This window comes from Allobosea sp. 67-29 (assembly GCF_001898115.1).
Taxonomy (GTDB): domain Bacteria; phylum Pseudomonadota; class Alphaproteobacteria; order Rhizobiales; family Beijerinckiaceae; genus Allobosea.
Genome location: NZ_MKSQ01000023.1, coordinates 250,142 through 268,040 on the forward strand (window position 1 = coordinate 250,142; position 17,899 = coordinate 268,040).

The following is a 17,899-nucleotide window of genomic DNA, read 5'->3' on the forward strand; positions in this document are numbered from 1 at the left end:
TCGGCCCCTTCGGCCCGGCAAGCCAATAGGGCAGTTCGTCGGCATAGACGTCTGCGGTGTAGAGGAAGCCGCCTTCCTCCATCGTCAGGGAAATCGTGTTCTCGGAGGTGCGGCCCTGGTAGCAGCCGAGCGGGCGCTCGCCGGCAAGCTCGGTCTGGATGCGGATGGCCTCGAGGATGTCGGCGCGCTCGCGCTCCCTGGGCGTGTCGCGATAGTCGATCCATTTCAGGCCGTGGGTCGCGATCTCCCAGCCGGCTTCCTGCATCGACCCGACAATCTCGGGATAGCGGGCGAGCGCGCTGGCGACGGCGAAGACCGTCACGGGCAGTTTCCGCTCGGTAAACATCCGCCAGAGCCGCCAGTAGCCGGCCCGAGAACCGTATTCGTAGATCGACTCCATATTCATGTGGCGCTGGCCCGGCCAGGGCGCGGCGCCGACGATCTCGGAGAGGAATGCCTCGGAGGCTGCATCGCCATGGAGGATGCAGTTCTCGCCGCCTTCCTCGTAGTTGATCACGAATTGGACGGCGATGCGGGCCTCGCCCGGCCAGTGCGGATGCGGCGGGGTGCGACCATAGCCCTTCATGTCGCGGGGGTAGGGAGGCTGGGTCATGGTCATCTAGCTGCCGCGATAGGTGGAATAGCTCCAGGGCGATGCGAGGAGCGGGACGTGATAATGGCCTTCCGGCTCGGCGATACCGAAACGGAGCGGAACCACATCGAGGAAGGCCGGCTCGGGCAGTGGAATGCCGAGCCGGCCGAAATAGGCGCCGATAGCGAAGCTGAGTTCATAGATTCCGGTCTCGAGCCTGCCGGAAAGCAGCGGCGCGTCGGTGCGGCCATCCGCGTTGGTCACCGCCTCGGCGACCCGCTCGCGCAGGCCACCCGGTCCGAGCCGGTCCAGCGTGATCGCGATACCGGCCGCCGGCCCGCCGTTCACCGTGTCGAGCACATGCGTCGAGAGGCGTCCCATTCCCTGCCATTCTCCTGCGGGCGCCGGCGACTCCGCGAGCGATGCCCGACGCGACTGTAGAGCGCCCGGCGCAAAAGGGGATACCGGCTTTTGCGACAAGCTCATGTTCCGGGAATCCGGTCTCCGTCGAGGGCTCCCCGGTTTTGGCGCGCGCGAAATCGGGCTAGCGTGCAGACGCCGGATCACCCTGTTCCGGATTCGCGCCACCACCAGCCCTCGCGGAGCGAACCGCCATGCTCAGCGCCTATCTGATGGAATGGGGCAGCATGATGCTGCGCTGGCTCCACGTCATCACGGCCATCGCCTGGATCGGCTCCTCGTTCTTCTTCATCCACCTCGATGCGAGCTTGCGGCCGGCTCCCGATATTCCGGCCGGCACGGGTGGACGGGCCTGGCAGGTCCATGGCGGTGGCTTCTACGAGATGCGCAAATACATGGTTGCGCCCGCCGTGATGCCGGCCGAGCTGACCTGGCACAAATGGCAGAGCTACTGGACCTGGATTTCCGGCTTCTTCCTGCTGGTCTGGGTCTATTACGCCCAGTCCGAGCTCTACCTGATCGATCCCGCGGTGATGCAGCTCTCGCCCGTCGTGGCGGGAGCCATCGGCATCGCCGCGCTCGTCGTCGGCTGGCTGATCTACGATCTGCTCTGCAAGTCGCCTCTCGGCAAGCATGACGTCTGGCTGGGCCTCGTCGGCTTCGGTTATGTCGTCGCGGCGAGCTGGGCGTTCGCCAACGTCTTCTCGGGACGCGGGGCGCTGATCCATACGGGCGCGCTGATGGCGACGATCATGACCGCCAACGTCTTCTTCAACATCATGCCCGGGCAGCGGAAGGTGATCGCCGCGCTGACCGCCGGCGAGAAACCAGACCCCAAATATGGCAAGGCGGCCAAGCAGCGCTCGACGCACAACAACTACATCACCCTGCCGGTGCTGTTTCTGATGCTCTCGAACCACTACCCGGTGACCTACGCCAATGCGACCGTGATTCCGCTTCTGGTGGCGCTGGTGATCGTGGCTGGCGCGCTGATCCGGCACTTCTTCAACGTCCGGCACGCCGACCATGCGAAATCGCCCTGGTGGTGCTGGGCGGTCGCGATCCTGGCGCTGTGGTTCGCCTTCTGGGTGGCGATGTCGTCCTCGCCGGGAGGGCGCGAGCAGCTCGGCCTGAAGCCGCGCGAGCCGGGTGTGCCGATGCTGTTGGCCGGGATGACGCTGCCTCCGGCGGAGGTGACCAACATCGTGACCGGGCGCTGCGCCATGTGCCATGCGCCGGAGCCGTCCTGGCCAGGCCTCCAGATCGCGCCGAAGGGCGTGTTGCTCGACGGCCCAGAGCAGATCGCCCTGCACGCCCGCGCCATCCGGACGCAGGCCGTGATGACGCATGCGATGCCGCCCAACAACCTCTCCGGAATGACGCCGGGGGAACGCCGGATCCTGGCCGCCTGGCTGGCTGAGAACCGGCGCTGAGCCGCTGCCTGCCGCGGAACCACTGCCGGCCGAAAGCCGTTGTTCCAGCAATTGGATTTCGCTTTCATTCAGCCTTTGCGCGATTAGCCGGCGTGCATGTCGTTACGTTCAGATTCGGTTCATCTGCGTAACACCAATGTCCGCCCCGAAATCAGGCTGGAGGCAGGCTCCATGAAGGAGCCGTCCGCGCCTTGGGACCGTGGGGGTCCACTTGAGACGTTTGGACGCAAAGGCCGCCGGATACCTGCTGGCGGGCGCCGCTTTCGTGATCGCATGGGTGATCCTTTGCTGGCCCTGGCTTTCCGGGTCGGTCACGATTCCGTTCGATGCCAAGGCGCATTTCCAGGCGCAGGTCGAGTTCCTGGCGCGGGCAATCCATTCCGGACAGTCGCCTTTCTGGAACCATAACGTCTTCGCGGGTTCGCCCCAGGTGGCCGATCCGCAATCACTCATCTTCTCGCCGGCGATTCTGCTCGCATTGCTGTCACCGGCGCCGAGCTTCCGCATGGTGGACGCGTTCGTGCTGCTGCATCTGCTGGTGGCCGGCTTCGCCGTTCTCATGTTCTTCCGGGATCGCGGCTGGCACCCCGCGGGCGGGCTGCTGGCGGCGCTGGTCTTCGCTTTCGGCGCCTCCGCCGCCTGGCGCGTACAGCATATCGGGCAGATCGAGAGCCTGGCCTTCTTCGCCGTTGCCTTCTGGCTGACGGCGCGGATGCTGCAGCGCAATTCGGCCTGGGCGGGCGTCTGCGCCGGGCTGGCCTCCGGGCTGATGGTGCTGGAACCGGACCAGGTCGCGATGCTCGGCGGCTATGTGCTGATCGGGATGGTGGTGGCGCACTGGCTCTCGGGCGGCTGGGTCGCCCTGCGCGCCTCGCTCGTGCCGATCGCCCTGGCGAGCCTGGCCGGCCTCGCGGTCATCACCGTGCCGCTGCTCTGGACATGGCTTTTCGCGGAGGCGACGACCCGCCCGGAAATCAGCCTCGGCGTCGCGACCAGCGGCTCGCTGCATCCAGCCTCGCTCCTGACGGCCTTCGTCGGCGACCTGTTCGGCGCGAAGAGCCCGCAGGTTGATTTCTGGGGGCCCTATCTCAATCCCAACTGGGTGAAGGATCTGGCGCTCTCGCAGAACATGGCTCAGGTCTATATCGGCGCGTTGCCGATGCTGCTGCTCATCGCCCCCGGACTGACGCGCGGCTGGCTCTGGGACAGGGCGATCCGCCCGCTGACGCTGCTCTTCCTGTTCATGGTGCTGTATGCGCTCGGGCGCTATACGCCGCTCTTCGAGGCAGCCTACGACTATCTCCCCGGCGTGAAGATGTTCCGGCGCCCGGCCGATGCGACATTCCTGATCGGCGCGCTCGGAGCGGTGCTCTCGGGCTACGTCCTGCACCGGATGCTGACCGCGGAGAACATCTCCTTCCGTCGCGACCTTGCCATTGGCGCCGCCGCGGTGCTCGCCGCGGTACTTGGGGCGATCCTGCTGTCGCGCAACGAGGGCCATCTCGGCGACGCCTGGCAGCCGGTGCTGGCGGCGGTGGCCTGGTTCGGCGCTGCGATCATACTGCTGCTCGCGCTGCAGCGCTGGCGCGGCGCCCTCGGTCCAGTCGCTGCGATCGCTCTGGTTACGGGCGTCGTCGCTTCCGACCTGGGAGCCAACAACGGCCCGAACGAATCGACGGCGCTGCCACCACAGCTCTACGACGTGCTGAGGCCGACGACCCGCAACCAGACGATCGCGCTGCTCAAGCAGCTCACGGCTCAGCCGGCCGGATCGCCGCGGCGTGACCGGGTGGAACTGCTCGGCATGGGCTTCGAGTGGCCCAATGCCGGCATGATCCACGGCTTCGACCATACGCTCGGCTACAACCCCCTGCGGCTGGAGGACTTCTCCGAGGCCGTCGGTACTGGCGACGGCATCGCCCGGCCTGCCGACCGGAAGTTCACGCCCCTGTTCCCGTCCTATCATTCCCGGCTCGCGAACCTGCTTGGCCTGCGCTACATCGCCTCGCCGGTTCCGATCGAACAGGTCGACCACACGCTGAAGAGCGGCGACCTCAAGCTGCTGGCGCGCACCAAGCAGGGCTTCATCTACGAGAACCCCCACGCCCTGCCGCGGGTGCAGTTCGTCGGCGGCTGGGCGCTTGCCGACTTCGAGAGCATGAAGCTGTCGGGCCATTGGCCCGAGACCGATCCGGAGCAGACGGTCCTGCTCGACACCGAACCGCCGGTCGCCACGCCGGAGGGGCCGGCCGCGGTGCAGGCCGAGGTCAAGCTCGTTCGCTATCGCAACACCGTGGTCGAGATCGAGGTCACGAGCCCCGCCGCCGGCTTCGTCGTGCTCAACGACATCTGGCACCCCTGGTGGAGCGCGCAGGTCGACGGAGTCGACAGCGAGATCCTGCGGGCCAACGTGTTGTTCCGGGCCGTGCAGGTGCCGGCCGGAAGGCACAAGGTCGTCTTCAGCTTCCACCCGCTTTCTGGAGCCATTGCCGAGTTGGAGGCACGGCTTGCGCCGAAAGAGCCGGCAGATACCCTGCCGCTGCCGCCTCGGCCGGAGCGCGGCGAGCCGCAGGTCGTGTCGAGCCCGGGGGAGGAGCCCTTGCTGTCCGGGCTGTCCCCCGCCGTGCGCGACACGCTCGGGCTTGGCCCCGCCCGTCGCGGCGCGGCGGTGCGCGACGGGACGGCCTCCGCCCAGATCTTCGGCGAGCCTCAGGCCCGGTAAGCGCGCGCTGCCATGCCGCAGGCGCGGCACGGGGCCCATCTCACGACCGGGCGCCGGCTCAGGCGACGCCGAGCTTCTTCTGCAGGCTGCTCGACGAGGTGGTGTACTGGAAGGTCAGCCGCTTCTCCGGATAGACATAGCGATGGACCTTCTGGGCGCAGAGCGCGCCCTCGTGGAAGCCCGAGAGAATCAGCTTCAGCTTGCCCGGATAGGTGTTGATGTCGCCGATGGCGAAGATGCCCGGCACATTGGTCTCGAACTTCTCTGTGTCGACGGGGATCAGGTTCTCGTCGAGGTTCAGCCCCCAATTGGCGATCGGGCCGAGCTTCATGGTCAGCCCGAAGAAGGGCAGCAGCGTGTCGCAGGCGATCTCGAAGCTGCCACCCTCGTTGTCGCGGCCGATGACGGCCTCGAGCTTGCCATGCTGACCCTTGAGCCCGGTGATCTGGCCGAGCTTCATGTCCATCGCGCCATCCGCGACGAGCGCGCGCATCTGCTCGACCGAATGCGGCGCGGCGCGGAAGTCGTCGCGGCGATGCATCAGCGTGACGCGGCTGGCGATCGGCTGGAGGTTGAGCGTCCAGTCGAGGGCGGAGTCGCCGCCGCCGACGATCAGGATGTTGCGGCCGCGGAAGGACTCCATCTTGCGCACGGCGTAGAAGACCGAGCCTCCGAGCTCATATTCCTCGATGCCGGGGATCGGCGGCTTCTTCGGCTGGAAGGAGCCGCCGCCGGCGGCGATGATCACGGCCTTGGTGTCGAAGACCGTGCCAGCGTCGGTGGTGACGCGGAAGCGCGGCGCCTGTGCCGTTCCGGTCGGCTCGAGGGCCTCGATCATCTGGTTGAGATGGAAGGTCGGGCCGAACGGCTTGATCTGCTCCAGCAGGTTGTCGACCAGCGCCTGGCCCGTGACCAGCGGGAAGCCGGGGATGTCGTAGATCGGCTTCTCGGGGTAGAGCTCGGCGCATTGCCCGCCGACCTTCGGCAGGATGTCGACGAGATGGGCCCGGATGTCGAGCAGGCCGAGTTCGAAGACGGCGAAGAGGCCGCAGGGGCCCGCGCCGACGATGACCACGTCCGTTGAAATGACTTCGCTGTCGCTGGCCGCGGCGTCGCTCATGATCCTACCTTCGATCCGGTCCAAACCGTGCGTTTTGGCGAACCTTCCTGAGGCAGCAGATGAGGCCTCATGCGCCGCTTGGCAAGCGCCGGCAAGGCTCAGGCGCCAGTCTCGGCATGCAGGCCGGCCGCGGCGATGCCAGCTGTGGCGGCAGCCTCGTCATTGTCGGAGGTGTCCCCCGAGATGCCGATGGCGCCGAGCAGATCGCCCTCCGCAGAGCGGATCAGCACGCCACCAGGCACCGGCACCAGCAGCCCGCCGACGGCATGGGTCGCCGCCTCGATGAAATAGGGGCGCTCCTGCGCCATCTTGTGCAGCGCGCGCGAGCCCAGGCCGAGGGCGACGACCCCGTGAGCCTTGCCGAGCGCGATCTCGCCGCGCTTCAGGCTGGTGCCGTCCTGAGCGGCGAAGGCCTTCTGAGCGCCGCGCGCGTCGATGATCGCGATGGCGAGGGGCTTGAATCCGTTCGTGGTCGCGTGCGCGAGCGCAGCGGACAGAATCGTCTGGGCCTGGACGAGCGTCAGCATCGAGAAAACTCCGGTTGAGGAATGCGGCTCTTATTGCCAGCCGGGAAGGGCGCGGGGAAGGCGGTTTGCAGGTAAACTGTTGTGTAGCCTCGGAGACAATGGCGGTGCCGGACGGCCCCGCCGCGGCGTGGCGCCTCCATTTGCGCGGACGTCTTGCGCAAGACACGCGGACAAGGCTTGATGGCCTGCCAAGCCAAGGAGGTACCCATGGGTCTGTTCAGTTTCATCAAGGAAGCGGGGGCCAAGATCTTCGGGTCGAGCCCGGCCAAGGCCGCGACGGCCGACGATCTGCAGAAGGAACTGGCCGGCCACGGGCTGCCGTCCGACGTCGCGATTTCCGTCGATGGCGACAAGGTGAAGGTCTCGGGCAAGGCGATGACGACCGAGGAGGCCGAGAAGATCATCCTCGCCCTCGGCAACACCGCGGGCGTAGGGCAGGTGGAATCCGACCTGATCGTCAACAAGGAAGCGCCCGCCGCCGTGTTCTACACGGTCAAGAAGGGCGACACGCTCTGGAAGATCGCCGAGGAGCATTACGGCAAGGGGCAGGGCGCGAAATACACCGAGATCGTCAAGGCCAACACGCCGCCGGTCAAGAATCCGGACCTGATCCAGCCGGGTTGGGTGCTGCGCATCCCGCCGCTGGGCTGAGGGCCTGCATTACGGCCAAGGCCCTGCCTGCCGCGCGGCTTCGGAGCATGATCGCCGATACCCGATGCGAGCGCTGGGCGGAGCTTCGTGCTTCGCGCGGCGCCATCGGGCATTGGCGGTTTGCTGTTTCCGCCCTATCTCCGCGTGGCAGCAGCGTGGGACATCATCCGTCATGACCGTGAACGACCTCGATATCGACGACCTCAAGGCCGGGCTGGCCGACGGGTCGATCCTGCTCGTCGACGTTCGCGAGCCGCACGAGTTCGCAGCGGGGCATATTCCCGGCGCGGTCTCGCGGCCGCTCTCCGTATTCGACCCGGCCGAGCTGCCGAGCGAACCGGGCAGGCGCGTGGTCTTTTCCTGCGCAGCCGGCGTCCGTTCGCGGCACGCGCTGGCCTTCGCCCAGGCGGCGGGGCTCCCCATCGACAGCCACTATGTCGGCGGGTTCAAGGACTGGGCGATGCGCGGCGAACCGGTTTCTTTCGATTGATCCGACAGGCGGCCGCGTTCCGGCCGCCTCTTCATGACCAAGGCTATCGTTACCATGCCCATCCGTCGCATTCTGTTCGGCACCGCTTGCGCCGCCGCGCTGGCCGCGGCCATGCCTTTGGCCGGGCGCGCCCAGGTTCCGGCCCCGAGCGCCGCCTCCGCGCCGACCGGCGAAGCCGAGTTGCAGGCCGCCATCACCAAGTCGAACGCCTATACCGCGTTGATGAACCGCACGCTGCGCGCGATCCAGTCCTGGGAGCGCTATGCGAGCTGGGTCGACATGAAGAAGGGGCCGACCGGCAAGGAACGCTACATCTCCTATGGGCTCTACAGCCTCTATGACGTGACCGGCGAGATCAGGAAGGCCGAGGAAGCGGCGGCGCGCGATCCAAAGCTGCCCGAGATCGACGCAACGGTGCTGGGCTACATCAAGGCCTATCAGGAGCTGGCGCCGCTGATCACCCGTGCCGAACGCTATTACGATCGCAAGGATTATCGCGACGACGACCTGGCCGAGGGGCGGTCGCTGCATGCGCAGATGGTGCCGGCAGCGAAAGCCTTCCTCGATCAGCGCGCCAAGCTCGACGCCGAGATGCGTGTCTACAAGACGGCGCTCGATGCCCAGGAACTCGCGGCGATCGCGCAGCGCGAGGGCAAGTCCGTGCGCTGGGTCGTCCGCAACGTGATGATCAACGCGCGCGCCGTGATCGATCTGATGCCGTCCAACGAAAAGCCGGTCGTCGACCTCAAGGCCTTCGACGCCGCCGTCGCGAACTATGCCAAGGCCATCCGCGAGATGGACGATTTCAAGGACGCGAATCCGGGCAAATCGCTGTTCGTGGACAGCCAGGCGAGCTCCTGGCTCGGGAAGCTGCGCGACTTCTCCGCGAAGCTCGCCAAGAGCAAGGGCGATGTCCGGCGCGGCGCAGCCAACGACGCCAACTGGATCGTCAGCAGCTACAACACGATGATCACGCTGTCGGAAACGGCGATCCGCTTCCCCAGGTAGAACGATGCGTCGGACGCAGCCCGGGCGCGTAAGGTGCCGGGGCTGACGCCAGCGTGTTTCTGAGCCAGTCTTTCATTAGACGATCTGAACGAGGATATGCCTCATGCGTCCCATGAAATTCGGTTTCGGCCAGCCGGTGCGGCGGGTCGAGGATCAGCGCCTGACCACCGGCACAGGCCGCTATACGGACGATATCGCAGCCGAGGGTGCGCTGCACGCCTATGTGCTGCGCTCGCAATATGCCCATGCGCGCTTCACCATCCGCGACAAGGAAGCCGCGCGCAGGATGAAGGGTATCAAGCTCATCCTGACCGGCGAGGATGTCGCCGATTACGGCGATCTGCCCTGCAAGGGGCACATCAAGACCGTGTCGGGCGAGATGTCGCAGTCGCTGCCGGTGCCGGTGCTGCCGCGCGACACGGTGCGCCATGTCGGCGAGGCCGTTGCGTTCATCGTCGCGGAAACCCTGGCGCAGGCGCGCGACGCGGCCGAGGCGATCGAGATCGACTGGGAGCCGCTGCCGGCCGTGACCGGCATCGCGGAGGCGCTGGCGGAGGGCGCGCCGCGGGTCTGGGACGACCGGCCGGGCAATGTCGCGTTCGAAGCCGAGCAGGGCGACCGCGCCAGGACCGAGAAGGCCTTCGCCAAGGCGGCGCGCACCGTCTCGCTGACGATCGTCAACAATCGCCTTGCCTCCAACTACATGGAGACGCGCGCCTGCATCGCCGATTATGACAAGGCCGAGAAGCGCTGGACGCTGACCTTGGGCAGCCAGGGCAGCCACGGCATGCGCGACCTGATCGCGAGCTATGTGCTGAAGGTCGATCCCAAGCGCATTCGCGTGGTGACGCCCGACGTCGGCGGCGGCTTCGGCACCAAGATCTTCCTGTACCGCGAATATCCGCTGGCGATGATCGCCGCGGAGAAGCTGAAGCGCCCGGTGCGCTGGGTCGCCGACCGCAACGAGCATTTCCTCGCCGACACCCATGGCCGGGCAAATCTCTCCACCGCCACCATGGCGCTGGACGCCAAGGGCCGGTTCATCGGCCTGAAGGTCGATCTTTCGGCCGATATGGGCGCCTGGCTGTCGCAATACGGGCCCTTCATCCCGTGGGTCGGCACGACGATGACGCCGGGTTGCTACAATATCCCTGCCGTGCATGTGCTGTTCCGCGGCGTGCTGACCAACACCACTCCGGTCGACGCCTATCGCGGGGCGGGGCGGCCGGAAGCCGCCTATCTGATCGAGCGGCTGGTCGACGCCATCGCCCGCGAGACCGGCAAGACACCCGATGCGGTCAGGGCAGCGAACTTCGTCAAGCCGTCCGAGATGCCGCACAAGACCCAGACCGGGCCGGTCTACGATTCCGGCGAGTTCGAAGGTCACATGCGCCACGCGATGGAAGTGGCCGATTGGAAGGGCTTCAAGGCCCGCCACAAGGCTTCGGCCAAGGCCGGCAAGATCCGTGGCATCGGCATGGCGAGCTATATCGAGGCCTGCGGCGGCGGCGGCCCGGAGAGTTCGACGGTCATCCTCGAGAAGGACGGTACCGTCACGGTCCTGATCGGCACGCAGTCGAACGGGCAGGGGCACGAGACGGCCTATTCGCAGCTCGTCTCGCAGCATCTCGACATCCCGATGGACCGCATCCGCGTGGTGCAGGGCGATACCGACCGAGTCGAGACCGGCTCCGGCACCGGCGGCTCGCGCTCGATCCCGGTCGGCGGGGCGGCGCTGAACAAGGCCACGGAGATCCTGACCGACAACCTCAAGCAGCTCGCCTCCGAGAAGCTGGAGGCCGCGGTCGGCGATCTCGAGATCGCGAACGGTGCGGTCCGGATCGTCGGCACCGACAAGGCGCTCGACCTCGCTGCCATCGCTGCACTGCCGGGGGCGACGCCGACGATGCTGAAGGTGCATCAGAGCTGGACGCCGCCGGAGGCGACCTATCCCAACGGGACGCATATCTGCGAGCTCGAGGTCGACCCGGGGACCGGCCACACCGCAATCCTCAACTACGTCGTGGTCGACGATTTCGGCGTGACGCTGAATCCGCTGATGCTGCAGGGTCAGGTGCATGGCGGCGCGGTCCAGGGCATCGGCCAGGCGCTGATGGAGGAAATCCGCTTCGATCCGGACGGGCAGATGCTGACCGCGACCTTCATGGATTATGCCCTGCCGCGGGCCATCGACGTGCCGAACTTCCACTTCGAGACGCGCAATGTCCGCTGCCTGACCAACGCGATCGGCGTCAAGGGTGCGGGCGAGGCCGGAGCCATCGGCGCCTGCCCGGCGGTCATGAACGCCATGGTCGATGCGCTCGACCGCGCTGCCGGCATCAAGGCGATCGACATGCCGGCGACACCGGTCAAGGTGTTCAACGCCCTGAAGGAGGCCGGGTACCGGCTCTGACGCAAGAGTGGGCTTGCAGGTCTGCAAGTCCACTCACGCAAACGCGACTTGGCGGCGCCATGATCATCGTTTGATCTGGAAGCGTTCGAAACGGCGCCGCCCGGCGCGCGAGTCACGTCCAAGGGGTACTGAATGATCCGCACCGCTCTCGTCCTTGCCGGCCTCGGGCTCGGCCTCACCGCCGCGATGGCGGATCTGAACCCGGTCGTCGAACGCCAGCAGACGATGAAGCATGTCGGCGCAGCGACCCGCGAGGGCGCGGCCATGGCGAAGGGAGAAGCCGCCTTCGATGCCGCCAAGGCGCAGAAGATCTTCAAGACCTATGCCGATGCGGCGAAGAAGATGCCGACGCTGTTCCCCGAAACCTCCAAGACCGGCGGCGAAACCACGGCCTCGCCGAAGATCTGGGAGGATCAGGCCGGCTTCAAGGCGGCTTTCGCCAAGTTCGAGGCCGATGCCGAGGCCGGAGCCAAGGCGACGGACCTCGCCGACTTCCGCACGGCCTTCGGCGCTGCGACCAAGAACTGCGGCGCCTGCCACGAGGCCTATCGCGTCAAGCGGTGAGCCGGAGAGCTCGCCGGCATGTCAGGATCGGAAGGCGGGTGCCATCGCTGGCGGCCCGCCTTTTTCCTCTGCGGCAGGAGCATTCTGCCGGCTGTCGCGTTAGATTTCGGCTGATTTGCGATAGGCTGTCGGCCTGACGCCGCGGGTTGGAGCGATCCCGGCGTGGCCGTCAACCCATACGGAGCTGTCGATGCTGCTGCTGCGCCGCCTTCTGGTCACCCTGGTCTTGCTGGCGGCTGTCGCTCTGGGGGGCTTCTATGTCCTGACCGACCCGCGCATCGTCTCGCCGGCGCCGGAGGTCGGGGCGCTGCCGGCCCCCGACATCGAGAACGGCAAGCTTCTGTTCGCGGCCGGCGGCTGCGCCTCCTGCCATGCGACGCCGGGGCAGGAGGACCGTACAAAGCTCGGTGGCGGGCTGGCGCTGGCGTCGCCCTTCGGGACCTTCCACGCGCCGAATATCTCGCCGCATACGCGGGACGGCATCGGCAACTGGGGCGTCCAGGACTTCGTCGATGCGATGGCGGCTGGAGTCGGGCGGCAGGGCGAGCATCTCTACCCGGCCTTTCCCTATACCTCGTACCGATTGATTCCGCCCAAGGCACTGGCCGATCTCTTCGCCTATATCCGCACCCTGCCGCCGGTCGAGGGGCGGGCGCCGGCGCATGAGCTGCGCTTCCCCTTCAACATCCGCCGGCTGGTCGGCGGCTGGAAGCTGCTGTTCTTCTCGGGCGGCTCCTTCCGCCCCGATCCGGCGAAGAGCGAGGCCTGGAACCGAGGCGCCTATCTCGTCAACGGACCTGGCCATTGCGCCGAATGCCACTCCAGCCGCAATGCCTTCGGCGCCATCATCCCGGCGACACGGTTTGCCGGCGGTCCGGACCCGGAGGGCAAGGGCTTCGTCCCCAACATCACCCAGGACGAGGCCGACGGACTTGGCAAATGGTCGGAGGAAGAGATCGCGGAACTGCTGAAAACGGGCTTCACGCCGGGCTTCGACAGCGTCGGCGGCCCGATGGCGGAGGTGGTGCGCAACATGGCGCAGCTCTCCGACGCCGACCGGGCCGCGATGGCGGAGTATCTCAAGTCGCTGCCGGCGGTGGCGACCCCGCCGCGGCCGCAGGCGAAGTAGCACCAGGCGGGCTGCCCCGGGCGGAATCCCGAGCTTCGCTCGCCTGCCGGTTGCTCCTTCGGCTGACTCCATGCCTCCGAGATCGCTTCTTCGCGGCTGGCGGATGAAGTCCGCTTGTCTCGCGCCTAGGCAGCCTTGGCAATCTGCCGGGGTGCCGCGATTTCCACGCGGTTGCGGCCCGCCATCTTCGCCCGATAGAGCGCGCGATCGGCCTCGGCGAGCAGGGTCCCGAGATCGCCGCTGCCAACGGTTTCGGCGAGGCCGATGCTGACCGTTGCCGGAATGCCGAGCCCATCATGCTGCGCCACGGCTTCGGCGAAGCGGGCGGCGACGCTGCGACCAACGATATGGGCATCGTCGATGCTGCTGCCGGGCAGAAGGACGGCGAATTCCTCGCCGCCAAGGCGGGCGCTCAGCGCTTTCGGGCAGGCGATCTCGCGGACGATGTCGGCGAAGAGCTTCAGCACGCGGTCACCGGCCTCGTGGCCGTATCTGTCATTGATCGTCTTGAAGTGATCGAGGTCGATCGCAAGCAGCGCTGACGAAGGCTTGTGAGCAGCTTGGCTCAAACGCGCCGGGGCAAGCTCGAAGAAGCCTTGCCGATTGCAAAGTCCGGTCAGGAAGTCGGTGCGGGCGGTCGCCAGAAGCCGCGCGCGATCCTCTTCGCGCACAAGCGCAAGCACAGACATCGACATCGTCACGATGAAGAGGACAGCTTCGTACATCGTGATCTCGGCGATGATCGAGAGCGTGTCGTGGCCATAGCGCGCCGCCAGAAACGGCGCGGCGAATGTCCGGGCCGCATAGAACAGCGCATGGCAGGTGAAGGCAGCGATCGCGATCGGGCGGGAGCGCAGCCCCGCCGCCGTGGGGCTGCGCAGCAGCGACAGGGCCGCGAACGCACAGACGATCGCGATCGGAAAAGCACTGACATGGTTCCAGAACAGGCTCGCTGCCGCGCCTCCAGCGGCGAACCAGGCCGCGGCGATGGCCGCGAGCAGCGCGGTGACGAGGCCGGGATGGAGCCTTTTGCCATCGAGCGCCAGCACCCCCTGCAGCGCCAGGAAATAGCCGAGCATCATCACGACATTGGTGACGGCCGGGCCGGCGACGCCGGGCAGAAGGCCGCGGTTCATCGCCAGCACGCAGCCGACTGCGAAGACGGCGTAGGCTGCGGCGAAGAGACCGAGCTCACGCGCCCGCTGGACCTGCGCCTTGCGCTCCCAAAGGGTCATGGCGGCCGCGACCAGCAGCGTGCCGGTGGTCAGGTACCAGAGGGTCGCAAGATCCATGTCTCGTCGTCAGCCGTGCCCGTGTTCGAATCAGGCCTATCGCTGGCTCGGCCAGCGAGATGCAGCGTGGCCCGGACAGGTTAATGCCAGCTTGTGGCTCCGTAAAATTTCCGGGTATGACGTTTAACGGGGACATATACTCACTACGTGAACAATCATGCAGAATTACTTAAAGTAACAAAAATATAAATACGTAATAGTTTACGTAATTAAATGTAATTTGACTTCAAAAATTGAGTTTCGTTGCAAATTCTATAAGTCATGATCGGGCGCGTCAGAGGCCGAGACGCCGGCGCAACTGCGGGCGCGCGCCTGTCGATGACGTCCGGGAAGCGCAAACCGGTCCAGATTCGCCGGGACGCTTGGTCACTTTGTCAAACGCACGCGCCCGGCCGCCCGGATGAGCCGGCAGCACCGAAAAGCGCCGGCGAAACGGCCGTGTCAGGCCGGCCCGCCCGCATATTGTTCGTCGGTGACGTGCTCCAGCCAGTCGACCGGCGAGCCATTCAGCTTTTCCTGCAGCGCGATATGGCTCATCGCGGTCGTCGCGGTGGCGCCATGCCAATGCTTCTCCCCCGGTGGGAACCAGACGATGTCGCCCGCCCGAATTTCCTCGATCTTGCCGCCTTCGCGCTGAGCCCAGCCGCAGCCTGCTGTCACGATCAGGGTCTGACCGAGCGGATGGGTGTGCCAGGCGGTGCGGGCGCCGGGTTCGAAGGTCACGAGTGCGGTCGCGATCCGGGCCGGCTCGGGCGGGTTGAACAGCGGGTCGATGCGGACAGTGCCGCTGAAATATTCGGACGGGCCCTTGCCGGAGGGCTGCGAGCCGTTGCGACGGATTTCCATGCTTGCCTCCGACCCGACCGCTATTCCATCACCGCGGCCTTGAGGATGCAGACCATCAGCGCCGAACCGGGTTCCGTGCCGACGCAGCGGACGATGTGGCGGCGGTCGCAGCGATAGCGCAGGGTCTCGCCCGCCTTGGCGCGCTGGACGATGTCGCCGACCTCGACCTCGAACTCGCCGGCGGTGACGGAGAGGGATTCGATCGAGCCGCGCTGATGGCCTTCGGAGTCGAGTTCGCCCCCGGGCTCCGACGACACCTCGTACCATTGCAGCCACTCGACGGTCTTGATCCAGCCGATGATGGCGAGCTTCAGCTTGCCGTCCTCGGAGACGAGGATCGGCGTGTCGGCGCGCGTCGTCTTGTCGATGAAAGGCTCTTCCTCGCCGCTGGAGAGAACGCGCTCGATCGAGATGTCGAGCGCCTGGGAGAGCCGCCAGATCGTCGCCAGCGTCGGATTGGTTTCGTTGCGCTCGATCTGGCTGATGATGGACTTGGCGACGCCGGATTGCTCGGCGAGGTCCGAGAGCGAGAAATTGTAGGCCTTGCGCAGGCGCTGGATCGTCTTGCCGAGCTGGCCCGAGATCACCTGCGCTCCCGATTCGAGCTCCCGCCCGCCGCGCTCTTTCGTCTCGATGCCCATCCGCTGCCCTGCTCGCGTGCCCCGATCGCCTGCCTCGCCAACGATCTTTATAACGAACGGAGCATGCCCGTTCTGCGGCGGCGGAGCAAGTATCGCGGCCGGTCAGGCGAGGCGGCTGGGGCCGGCCTCGCGCTGGGCGCGCCGGGCGAGGCCGAGCTGCCGTTCGCGGAAGATGACATAAATCCCGGAAGCGATGACGATGAAGGCACCGATCAGGATGGTCGATGCCGGCCATTCGCCGAACCAGAACCAGCCGATCGCCACGGCCCAGAGCATGGTGGAATATTCGAACGGTGCGACCAGAGAGGCATCGCCATAGCGATAGGCCTGGACGATGAGGATCTGGCCGAGACCGCCGAGGATGCCGATCAGCACCATCAGCGCCGCGTCCTGGTAGCTGGGGATGTTCCAGCCGATCAGGATGGTGGAGAGGCCGAGCAGGCTGGTCAGGAGCATGAAATAGAAGACGATCGCGCCGGTGCGCTCGGTCTGGGTCAGGAGCCTGACCTCGACCGAGGCGAAAGCGGAGCAGAACGCGCCTGCCAGGCCGAGAGCGGCGCCGAGCGCTGCTCCCGGGCCAAGCTGATGGGCGCCGGCGCCGAGATGGGGCGATAGCATGATCACGACGCCGAGAAAGCCGATGCACACCGCGCTCCAGCGATAGATCCGGACACGCTCCTTGAGCACCAGCGCCGCGAGGACGACGACGGCCAGCGGAGCGGCGTAGCCGATGGCGACGGCCTCCGATAGCGGCAGGAACTGCAGGGCCGCGAAGCCGCAGAACATGCCGGTCGAACCCATGATGCCGCGCTTGAGATGGCCGCGCAGATTGTCGGTCTTCAGCGCCGCGGGCAGTTCGGCGCGCCAGGCGAGCCAGAGCAGCAGCGGGATCATGGCGAAGAATGAGCGTGCGAAGACGATCTCGCCCGTCGGATAACGCGTCGAGATGGCCTTGATGCCTGCCGACATCAGCGTGAAGGCCAGCGCCGAGAGCAGCTTCAGACTGATGCCGAGAAGAGGGGACAAAGCGGCGGTGCGGCGGGAGGGCGGGGACGGTCTCGCGCGAGACCGTCCCCGCTTAGATCATGCCGGGCCGGGGTTGCGAAGCGTGAACTCTGCAAGGCCGCCAAGCCCGGGGCGCGCGGCTCAGAAGGTGCCGCGGAACGAGCCGCCGTCGATCAGAAAATTCTGCCCCGTGATGTACCCGGCGTGCTGGCTGGCGAGGAAGGCGCACAGCTTGCCGAACTCGTCAGGCGTGCCCAGTCGGCCGGCGGGAACCGCGGCGAGGCGCCGCTTCGTCGCCTCTTCGATGCTGATGCCCTGCATCGCGGCGACCTTGGTGGTCGCGGTCTTGATCCGGTCGGTATCGAAGACGCCGGGCAGGATGTTGTTGATGGTGACGTTGGCGTGGGCGACCTCGCGCGCCACGCCCGAGAGGAAGGCGGTGAGGCCGGCGCGGGCCGCCGAGGAGACGTCGAGCCCGGTCAGCGGGGTCACGACGCTGGCCGAGGTGACGTTGACGATGCGGCCGAAGCCGCGCGCGATCATGCCGTCGATGACGCGCTGCACCAGTTCGAGCGGCGTCGCCATATTCTGGACGACGCCTTCCAGCAGGCCTTCGCGGGTCACGTCGCGGAAGGGCTTCGGCGGCGGACCGCCATTGTTGTTGACGAGGATGTCCGGCGCGGGCGCCGCCGCGAGCAGCGCATCCTGCCCTTCCCTGGTCGAGACGTCGGCCGCCACCGCGATCACGGTTGCACCGGTGCTGGCACGAATCTGGCTCGCGGTCGTTTCAAGAGTGGTGGCGTCGCGGCCATTGATGACGACCGTGCAGCCGGCTTCGGCCAAAGCCTGCGCGCAGCCGCGGCCCAACCCTTTGCTGGAGGCGCAGACGATGGCCGTGCGGCCCGCAATTCCAAGATCCATCCATTATCTCCGTCGGCTGGGCGCGCTGCCAAGAGCCGGCAGCGCTCTGGCTAGGCAGAGCATGGATTGGCTGCGCCGTCATCAAAGCGCAACGCAAATCAGACACACGCCGCAGGCATCGCAAC

General features: G+C 66.7%; 17 protein-coding genes. 8 read left to right on the forward strand and 9 right to left on the reverse strand.

The genetic code is table 11. The features are described from left to right. Nucleotides 1–613: polysaccharide deacetylase family protein (locus tag BGO20_RS18140; protein ID WP_299858512.1), on the reverse strand; the 613-nt coding region annotated here is incomplete at its 3' end. A 6-nt stretch (nt 614–619) separates the two neighbouring features. Then, on the reverse strand, nt 620–973 hold the full coding sequence (uraH, locus tag BGO20_RS18145; RefSeq protein ID WP_291660624.1) for a hydroxyisourate hydrolase: 354 nt from the start codon (nt 971–973) through the stop codon (nt 620–622). Between the two features lie 233 nt (nt 974–1,206). Here uraH and BGO20_RS18150 point away from each other — a divergent pair, with 233 nt between their 5' ends. Both BGO20_RS18150 and BGO20_RS18155 read left to right on the forward strand, forming a co-directional pair. Next, a complete protein-coding gene (locus BGO20_RS18150; protein WP_291660625.1) occupies nt 1,207–2,445 on the forward strand; it encodes a urate hydroxylase PuuD in 1,239 nt (412 codons plus the stop codon). 211 nt (nt 2,446–2,656) lie between these two features. Next, nucleotides 2,657–5,167: a glycosyltransferase family protein gene (locus tag BGO20_RS18155; protein ID WP_291660626.1), complete on the forward strand. Its 2,511-nt coding sequence runs from the start codon at nt 2,657–2,659 to the stop codon at nt 5,165–5,167. A gap of 58 nt (nt 5,168–5,225) precedes the next feature. Here BGO20_RS18155 and BGO20_RS18160 read toward each other — a convergent pair whose 3' ends face one another. Together BGO20_RS18160 and BGO20_RS18165 are read right to left on the reverse strand one after the other, a co-directional pair. Continuing rightward, nucleotides 5,226–6,287, reverse strand: coding sequence for an NAD(P)/FAD-dependent oxidoreductase (locus tag BGO20_RS18160; RefSeq protein ID WP_291660629.1), 1,062 nt, complete (start codon nt 6,285–6,287; stop codon nt 5,226–5,228). 98 nt (nt 6,288–6,385) lie between these two features. Beyond that, a complete protein-coding gene (locus BGO20_RS18165; protein WP_291660631.1) occupies nt 6,386–6,814 on the reverse strand; it encodes a GlcG/HbpS family heme-binding protein in 429 nt (142 codons plus the stop codon). Nucleotides 6,815–7,021: 207 nt separating this feature from the next. On the opposite strand from BGO20_RS18165, the gene lysM reads away from it, so the two are divergent. The 6 genes from lysM to BGO20_RS18195 all read left to right on the forward strand — a co-directional run bounded on the left by lysM (nt 7,022) and on the right by BGO20_RS18195 (nt 13,069). After that, a complete protein-coding gene (gene lysM / locus BGO20_RS18170) occupies nt 7,022–7,465 on the forward strand; it encodes a peptidoglycan-binding protein LysM (RefSeq protein WP_291660633.1) in 444 nt (147 codons plus the stop codon). A gap of 172 nt (nt 7,466–7,637) precedes the next feature. Continuing rightward, nucleotides 7,638–7,955 (forward strand): rhodanese-like domain-containing protein, encoded by a 318-nt coding sequence (locus BGO20_RS18175; RefSeq protein ID WP_291660634.1) that lies wholly within the window; start codon nt 7,638–7,640, stop codon nt 7,953–7,955. Between the two features lie 54 nt (nt 7,956–8,009). After that, on the forward strand, nt 8,010–8,963 hold the full coding sequence (locus tag BGO20_RS18180; protein ID WP_291660635.1) for a DUF3829 domain-containing protein: 954 nt from the start codon (nt 8,010–8,012) through the stop codon (nt 8,961–8,963). A gap of 103 nt (nt 8,964–9,066) precedes the next feature. Beyond that, nucleotides 9,067–11,376: a xanthine dehydrogenase family protein molybdopterin-binding subunit gene (locus BGO20_RS18185; protein ID WP_291660636.1), complete on the forward strand. Its 2,310-nt coding sequence runs from the start codon at nt 9,067–9,069 to the stop codon at nt 11,374–11,376. A 132-nt stretch (nt 11,377–11,508) separates the two neighbouring features. Then, nucleotides 11,509–11,940: a c-type cytochrome gene (locus BGO20_RS18190; RefSeq protein ID WP_291660637.1), complete on the forward strand. Its 432-nt coding sequence runs from the start codon at nt 11,509–11,511 to the stop codon at nt 11,938–11,940. A gap of 190 nt (nt 11,941–12,130) precedes the next feature. Further along, entirely contained in the window at nt 12,131–13,069 is a 939-nt protein-coding gene (locus BGO20_RS18195; RefSeq protein WP_291660638.1) for a c-type cytochrome, read from the forward strand. A 125-nt stretch (nt 13,070–13,194) separates the two neighbouring features. Here the strand turns inward: BGO20_RS18195 and BGO20_RS18200 are convergent, their stop codons facing one another. The 5 genes from BGO20_RS18200 to BGO20_RS18220 all read right to left on the reverse strand — a co-directional run bounded on the left by BGO20_RS18200 (nt 13,195) and on the right by BGO20_RS18220 (nt 17,774). After that, a complete protein-coding gene (locus BGO20_RS18200; RefSeq protein ID WP_291660639.1) occupies nt 13,195–14,361 on the reverse strand; it encodes a GGDEF domain-containing protein in 1,167 nt (388 codons plus the stop codon). 441 nt (nt 14,362–14,802) lie between these two features. Then, nucleotides 14,803–15,207 carry a (R)-mandelonitrile lyase gene (locus BGO20_RS18205; protein WP_291660640.1) on the reverse strand — a complete coding sequence of 135 codons (405 nt, stop codon included), beginning with the start codon at nt 15,205–15,207 and terminating at the stop codon, nt 14,803–14,805. Between the two features lie 20 nt (nt 15,208–15,227). Then, nucleotides 15,228–15,848, reverse strand: a complete 621-nt coding sequence (locus BGO20_RS18210; protein ID WP_291660641.1) for a helix-turn-helix domain-containing protein — start codon at nt 15,846–15,848, stop codon at nt 15,228–15,230. A 102-nt stretch (nt 15,849–15,950) separates the two neighbouring features. After that, a complete protein-coding gene (locus BGO20_RS18215) occupies nt 15,951–16,874 on the reverse strand; it encodes a DMT family transporter (protein WP_291660642.1) in 924 nt (307 codons plus the stop codon). A gap of 120 nt (nt 16,875–16,994) precedes the next feature. Beyond that, the gene (locus tag BGO20_RS18220; protein WP_291660643.1) at nt 16,995–17,774 is read right to left on the reverse strand and encodes an SDR family oxidoreductase; all 780 of its coding nucleotides are present in this window, start codon (nt 17,772–17,774) and stop codon (nt 16,995–16,997) included. Between the last annotated feature and the right edge of the window lie 125 nt (nt 17,775–17,899).

Excerpts from the sequence above, each read along its gene's own strand:
- uraH (WP_291660624.1), bottom strand. The coding sequence starts at position 973 with ATGGGACGCCTCTCGACGCATGTGCTCGACACGGTGAACGGCGGGCCG.
- BGO20_RS18150 (WP_291660625.1), top strand. The coding sequence starts at position 1,207 with ATGCTCAGCGCCTATCTGATGGAATGGGGCAGCATGATGCTGCGCTGG.
- BGO20_RS18160 (WP_291660629.1), bottom strand. The coding sequence starts at position 6,287 with ATGAGCGACGCCGCGGCCAGCGACAGCGAAGTCATTTCAACGGACGTG.
- BGO20_RS18165 (WP_291660631.1), bottom strand. The coding sequence starts at position 6,814 with ATGCTGACGCTCGTCCAGGCCCAGACGATTCTGTCCGCTGCGCTCGCG.
- lysM (WP_291660633.1), top strand. The coding sequence starts at position 7,022 with ATGGGTCTGTTCAGTTTCATCAAGGAAGCGGGGGCCAAGATCTTCGGG.
- BGO20_RS18175 (WP_291660634.1), top strand. The coding sequence starts at position 7,638 with ATGACCGTGAACGACCTCGATATCGACGACCTCAAGGCCGGGCTGGCC.
- BGO20_RS18180 (WP_291660635.1), top strand. The coding sequence starts at position 8,010 with ATGCCCATCCGTCGCATTCTGTTCGGCACCGCTTGCGCCGCCGCGCTG.
- BGO20_RS18185 (WP_291660636.1), top strand. The coding sequence starts at position 9,067 with ATGCGTCCCATGAAATTCGGTTTCGGCCAGCCGGTGCGGCGGGTCGAG.
- BGO20_RS18190 (WP_291660637.1), top strand. The coding sequence starts at position 11,509 with ATGATCCGCACCGCTCTCGTCCTTGCCGGCCTCGGGCTCGGCCTCACC.
- BGO20_RS18195 (WP_291660638.1), top strand. The coding sequence starts at position 12,131 with ATGCTGCTGCTGCGCCGCCTTCTGGTCACCCTGGTCTTGCTGGCGGCT.
- BGO20_RS18200 (WP_291660639.1), bottom strand. The coding sequence starts at position 14,361 with ATGGATCTTGCGACCCTCTGGTACCTGACCACCGGCACGCTGCTGGTC.
- BGO20_RS18205 (WP_291660640.1), bottom strand. The coding sequence starts at position 15,207 with ATGGAAATCCGTCGCAACGGCTCGCAGCCCTCCGGCAAGGGCCCGTCC.
- BGO20_RS18210 (WP_291660641.1), bottom strand. The coding sequence starts at position 15,848 with ATGGGCATCGAGACGAAAGAGCGCGGCGGGCGGGAGCTCGAATCGGGA.
- BGO20_RS18220 (WP_291660643.1), bottom strand. The coding sequence starts at position 17,774 with ATGGATCTTGGAATTGCGGGCCGCACGGCCATCGTCTGCGCCTCCAGC.